Genomic DNA, 5,832 nt, shown 5'->3' with positions numbered 1-5,832 from the left:
GGGTGGTCCTGCCGTACCTGCTCTGCCTGCAGGAGACCACCCGCCAGACCGTCAACCTGGCCGTGACCGCCGGGCTGGAGGCCCGCTACGTCGAGCGCCTGTACGGCCACGACCGCGTCCGGTCCCGCTCCGACGGCACCGACCTGGCGCCGCTGCACTGCACGGCGACCGGCAAGGCGCTGCTGGCCTTCGACACCGGGCTGCGCGAGGAGGTGCTCGGGCGGGGCGGCTTCGAGCGGCTGACCAGCCGCACGATCACCGGCGTGGCCACGCTGGAGCGGGAGCTGGCCCAGGTCCGCCGGTACGGCGTGGCCTACGCCCAGGAGGAGTACACCGAGGGCGTGTCGTGCGTGGCCGCGCCGGTGTTCGGGCCGGGCGGCGGCGTGTGCATGTCGGTGGGGGTGGCGGCGCCGGGCCCGTCCGCGCCGCTGGCCCGGCTGGGCCTCACCGTACGCGGCGCGGCGCAGGCGATCTCGGCCGCGCTGGTGGTGGCCTGAGGTGTTCCGAATCCTGGAACGCTCCACGGGACGCGTCCCGAAAACGTTCCGCCCAGCGAGACCCCCGCTTGCGCACCCGGCGGACGGACGATCGCATGACCCCATGAACTTCCTTCCCGTCCCGGCCACCAAGGAGGCGCCCGCGACCCCGCCAGATCAGGCCCGGACGACCCCAGGCACGCGGACGCCGACCGGAGACGGGGAGGCCACGCGTGCCTAGAGGCCTGCACAGGGCCACCGTGCTGGAGACCCTGCGCCTGGCCGGCGCCCTCCTGCCGCCGGGCACGCCGCACGCGACGGCCGGCCTCGACCTGCTGCGCTCCCGCTCCCTGCTGACCGGCCTGCACGTCCGGTACGGCGGACGTCCGGTGCTCGTCCGCGGCCCGCGCCGCACGGCGCTGGTGGTGCTGTCCCAGCGGGACGCCGAACGCGTGTTGTCCGAGCCCGCCTTCGTCCCCACCGTGCGCGAACGGGCCGCCGGCCTGCCCTACGACGTGCTGCGGCCGGCGTTCGCGGAAGTGGCCCGGCAGGAGGCGGCCGCGCTGACGGACGGCGTCGTCGACTACGCCCGGCTGGAGTCGTGCTGGCAGCGGGTGGCGCGGCGGTGCGTCTACGGCGCGGGCGCGGCCGGCGACGAGGAGCTGAGCGCCCTGCTCGCCCAGGTCAGACGGGCAGGCAGGGGGCGGGCCAGACGCCGTCAGGAGATCCTTTCCGGCCGCTACGACGCCCGCATCCTCGACCACCTGCGCCGCGCCGAGCCCGGCACCCTCGCCGGTCTGCTCGCCGAGACCAGCGGGCCGGAGGCGCGCGGCCTGCGGCAGGCGGCGTTCTGGCTGCTCGGCTTCAGCGTGACCGCCGCCAGCCTCATGCGCACCCTCGCCCTGCTGGCCACCTACCCCGTCCAGCGCAAGTGCGCCCGCGCCGACCCCGACTACCTGCGCGCCTGCCTGCGCGAGGGCCTGCGCCTGTGGCCGCCGGTCCCGGCCCTGTCCCGCCTCACCACCGAGGAGACCGACTGGTACGGCGTCCCGGTGCCCGCCGGCACCCACGTGATCCTCCCGTTCGCCCCCCACCAGCGCAGCCCCCGCCTGCACTACGCCGATTCCTTCGCCCCCGAGATCTGGCTCGACGGCACCGCCGCCGGCGAATGGTGGGCCCTGCCGCGCTGCGACGGCGTGCACCTGATGCTCGGCGTCGGCACGGCCTTCCTGGGCGGGATCCTGGCCTCGGCCCGCCCGAAGGCGACCGGCCGGCCCCTGTCCCCGCACCGCCCGCTGCCCCAGACGCTCAACGCCGCCCGCCTGCGGGTGACGATGCGCCCGCTGAAGCGGCGTCCGGGCCAGAGCTGACCGGGCTTCGTCGCCACCGGGCGGCGGCTTCTCCGTTAGAGTCTGGGGTGGAAAAAGGCGTACCGGCGGAAGAAACGGTTCGGTTTGCGACGGGATGACGACGGCGAGAGGACGGCGACCGTGGGGCGCTCGGCAGGCACTCCGCTGAAGCCTGAGGATCCGCCGGCGATCGGCCCCTACGAGCTGTTGAGCCGTCTCGGCTCGGGGGGCATGGGCACCGTCTACCTCGCCAGGGGCGCCGACGGGGTCAAGGTGGCGCTCAAGGCCATCAGGCGTGACTTCACGGCCGATCCGGTCTACCGGGCGCGTTTCCACGAAGAGGTGTCCAACGCGCGCAAGGTGGCCTCGTTCTGCACCGCGCGGGTGCTCGACCACGGCGAGGACCGCGGGGTGCTCTACCTGGTCACCGAGTACATCGACGGCATCTCGCTGGAAGACCAGCTGATCGAGCACGGCGCGCTGCCGCCGTCGGTGCTGCACTCGGCGGCCGTGGGCGTGGCGGCGGCGCTGACCGCCATCCACGCCGCGGGGCTGGTCCACCGCGACCTCAAGCCGGCCAACGTCATGCTGACGCTGGCCGGGCCGCGAGTGATCGACTTCGGCTTGGCGCGCTCCACGCACGTCGCGTCCCGGCACACGAACGCCGGCATGGTGATGGGCACGCCCGGATGGATCGCTCCCGAGCAGGTCTTCGAGGGGCACACCAGCCCGGCCGGCGACGTGTTCGCCTGGGGCTCGCTGATCGCGTACGCGGGGCTCGGCGGCCATCCGTTCGGCGAGGGGGACGCGTACGTGATGGCGGCGCGGGCCCGTACCGCGCCGCCGGACCTGCGCGGCCTGCCCGCCCCCCTGGACCGGCTGGTCGCCGCGGCCATCCACCCCGACCCGGCGCGCCGGCCCGCGGCCAAGCAGCTCCTGCTGGAACTGGTCGGCGCGGCCGACGAGCCCGCAGCCCAGCTGGCGGCCACCGAACACCTGACCAACGCCTGGAACCCCTCGGAGTTCCGCCCCCTCGGCCACATGCCCCCACCCGCCGAACGCACCGGCCCCCCGCACCCGCCCTCACCGGCGGAACGCACGGGGCCTCCGCACCTGCCCTCACCCGCGGAACGCACGGGCTCCCCCCATCTGCCTCCTCCTGCGGAACGCACGGGCCCCCGCCCTCCGATGCCCTCCGCGTCGGGTTCTCGCCCCCCGATGCCCCCGTCCCCCGACCGGACGGGGTCCCGCTCCCCCATGCCACCCGCTGCCGAACGCACGGGAGCCGCCGTTCCGATGCCCCCCGCACCCGAACGCACGGGAGCGGGCTCCGCGATGCCGCCTTCCGCCGAGCGCACGGGCCCGCGTCCACCGCACGCGCCCTCCCCGGCCGAACGCACCGGCCCCCGCCCGCCCATGCCCGCCGCCGCAGAGCACATGGGGCAGCGGCCCCCCATGCCTTCGGGCATGGAGCACCCTGGGCAGCAGTCCGCCATGCCGTCGCCTGCCGAGCGCACCGGACCGCGTCCGCCGCAGATGCCCTCCCCGGCCGAACGCACGGGCCCTCGCCCGCCCATGCCCGCCCCCACGGAGCACCCGGCACCTCGCGCGCCGCAGATGCCGCCTCCCATGGACCGGACCGGGAACATCCCGCTCCCCCATCACCAGACCACCGGCCAAGCCCCCCTACCGCCGCACACCACGGGCCAGGGACCGCTGCCCGGGTACCCGCCTCCGCGCCGCAAGCGCGGCGTGTTCACCGGCTGCATGACCGCGCTGGTGATCGTGATCGTCCTGTTCGTGGTGCTCCTGGCCACCCTGGCCTGGATCTTCCGCTCCCCCGCCATAGGCGAGGAGGGCCCGGTACAGGACGGAAAGCTGAAGTTCGCGGTAACCGGCACAAAGTGCCCCAAGCCAGCGAAATCCGCCTCCCGCCGCACCTGCCAGGTCACGGTGAAAGTGAACAACGTCGGCCCCGACGCCCGCGTCCTCTACCCCGGCCAGCAGAAGCTGATCGACGAGGACGAGGCTCTGCACGGCGGCAGCAAGCTCCTGGACAAGAGCGGCACGGAGATCACCCCGGTCCGCATCGCCCCGAGCCAGTCCTTCACCGGCACGCTGGTGTTCGACCTGCCGAAAAGCGCCGAGCCGGCGGGCCTCGAAGTACACGACTCCGGCCTGAGCGCCGGAGCCCGAGTAGCCCTGAGCTAACCAGCGACTCAAACCTAAGCGCCAGAGCACAACCAGTTCAGGGTTAACCAGCAACTCAGACCTGAACGCCGGAACACAACCAGCCCAGGGCTAACCAGCTACCCAGGCATAAGCCCCAGAGCCCGAGCAGCCCCGAGCTAACCAGCGACTCGGCCTGACCGCCAGAGCCCAAGTAGCCATGGGCTAACCAAGAACCAACCCTCACATCCCGGCAAAACGCCGCCCTGGATCGCCACCCCTCACCACCTCGCACCGACCAGCTAACCCCACGCCAAGCCCTCTCCATCAGGGCCGCGGTCTGTTGGCGGTGTGATGGCGGCGTCACCCGAAAAGGCAGGACTCCGAATGAGAAGGCAGGACTACGGACAAAAAGGCACGGCTCGCGACAAGGGCACTCCCCCGTTTCGATGATTCCCAGGGCTCTGCCCCCTCAGAACCCCTGCTCCGGCGACACCACCCCTTCCATCGGGGCACCGTCGGCGAAGTGGCGCACGTTCGCGGCCACGCGTTCGGCCAGGCCGCGCCAGTAGGACGACGGCGGGTTCGCCGTGTGCGGCGTGATCAGGACGTTGTCCATGTGCCACAACGGGTGCCCGGACGGCAGCGGCTCCGGGTCGGTGACGTCCAGTGCGGCACCACCGATCCGTCCCTCGCGCAGCGCCGTCACCAGGTCATCGGTCACGACGAGCGCACCCCGGGCGATGTTGACCAGCCAGGCGTCCGTACGCATCAGGTCAAGCTCGGGAGCACCGATCATGCCCTTGGTGCTCGGCGTGGTCGCAGCGGCGAGGACGACGTACGCGGCCTCCGGCAGCGCCTCCCGATAACGGGCACGAGGCAGTATCCGGTGCGCACCGGGCGCCCGGCCGCTGTCGGTGACCGCGATCACCGGACAGCCGAACGGCTCCAACATCCTGATGAGCGCCCGCCCGATGCCTCCACAGCCGATGATCGCGACCGTCGAGCCGGCGAACTCCCTCGACTCGTTCCTCCCCCACTCGGTGGCCCTGGCCAGCCGGGGCAGGTTGCGGGCCGCGGCCAGCATGAGCGCGAGCGCGTGCTCGGCGACGGGCACACCGTAGGAGCCGGTGGCGGCGGTGAAGACGGGCTCCTCAGTGATCACTCCGGCCTCGGCGTACCGCTCGACTCCCGCCGCGGGCAGCTGCACCCACCGGATGCCGTCATGGATCATGGACCGCAGCTCCTCGGGGCCGCCGCGCCCGTAGTAGACGATCGCCTCGGCCTCCTCCAGCGGCACGACGCTGCCGCCCGACCGCCGTACGGCGTCGACCAACATGGGGACCGGCTCAGGGCCGACGTGGACGGCGACGCTCATCGGGGTACCTCCGTGACGTGCTCGCGGCTGTCTGCCAGGATCTGCTCGACCTCGTCGCGGGCCCGTCCGACGATGTCCGCGGCGGCCCGCGCCGCCTCGGCAGCCCGCCCGGCGGCAACCGCTTCGGCGATCTCGTGGTGGAGTCCGATGGCGGCGGTCTCCAGGCGTTCGGGCAGGAGCAGCAGCTCGCGTCTGGCTTCGAGCAGCACTTCGGTCACCTCGGCGAGCTGGGCGAACATGCCGTTGCACGACGCGGTCAGCAGCACCCGGTGGAAAGCGGCGTCTGCCGTGACGTAGGCCTGGCTGTCACCCTCACGAGCGGCGGCGTCCATGGCACGGGCGTGGGTGGCGAGCTCGTCAGGCACGCGGAGGTCGGGCCTGGACGCGGCGAGCGCGGCGGCGGCAGGCTCGACCGCGGCGCGCAGCTCGGCCAGCTCAAGCAGCTGCGCCTCACGCCCCG

At 73.3% G+C, this 5,832-nt stretch carries 5 protein-coding genes; 3 read left to right on the top strand and 2 right to left on the bottom strand.

The window, feature by feature from the left end; genetic code table 11:
- The 3 genes from ACWCSD_RS46375 to ACWCSD_RS46365 form a co-directional block, all read left to right on the top strand.
- Window positions 1-497 (top strand): IclR family transcriptional regulator (locus ACWCSD_RS46375; RefSeq protein ID WP_449925139.1); only part of this gene is annotated, 497 nt, incomplete at its 5' end.
- Window positions 498-709: 212 nt separating this feature from the next.
- Window positions 710-1,846, top strand: a complete 1,137-nt coding sequence (locus ACWCSD_RS46370; protein ID WP_397164360.1) for a cytochrome P450 — start codon at window positions 710-712, stop codon at window positions 1,844-1,846.
- Window positions 1,847-1,966: 120 nt separating this feature from the next.
- Window positions 1,967-4,036 carry a protein kinase domain-containing protein gene (locus tag ACWCSD_RS46365; protein ID WP_449925136.1) on the top strand — a complete coding sequence of 690 codons (2,070 nt, stop codon included), beginning with the start codon at window positions 1,967-1,969 and terminating at the stop codon, window positions 4,034-4,036.
- A gap of 430 nt (window positions 4,037-4,466) precedes the next feature.
- Here the strand turns inward: ACWCSD_RS46365 and ACWCSD_RS46360 are convergent, their stop codons facing one another.
- Window positions 4,467-5,372, bottom strand: a complete 906-nt coding sequence (locus ACWCSD_RS46360) for a D-isomer specific 2-hydroxyacid dehydrogenase family protein (protein WP_449925133.1) — start codon at window positions 5,370-5,372, stop codon at window positions 4,467-4,469.
- The coding region (locus ACWCSD_RS46355) for an FCD domain-containing protein (RefSeq protein WP_449925130.1) at window positions 5,369-5,832 on the bottom strand (464 nt) is incomplete at its 5' end. The genes ACWCSD_RS46355 and ACWCSD_RS46360, both read right to left, overlap by 4 nt.

This window comes from Nonomuraea sp. NPDC001684 (assembly GCF_053596515.1).
Note: the sequence above shows the minus strand (reverse complement) of the source record. Positions and strands in the feature narration are given on the sequence as shown.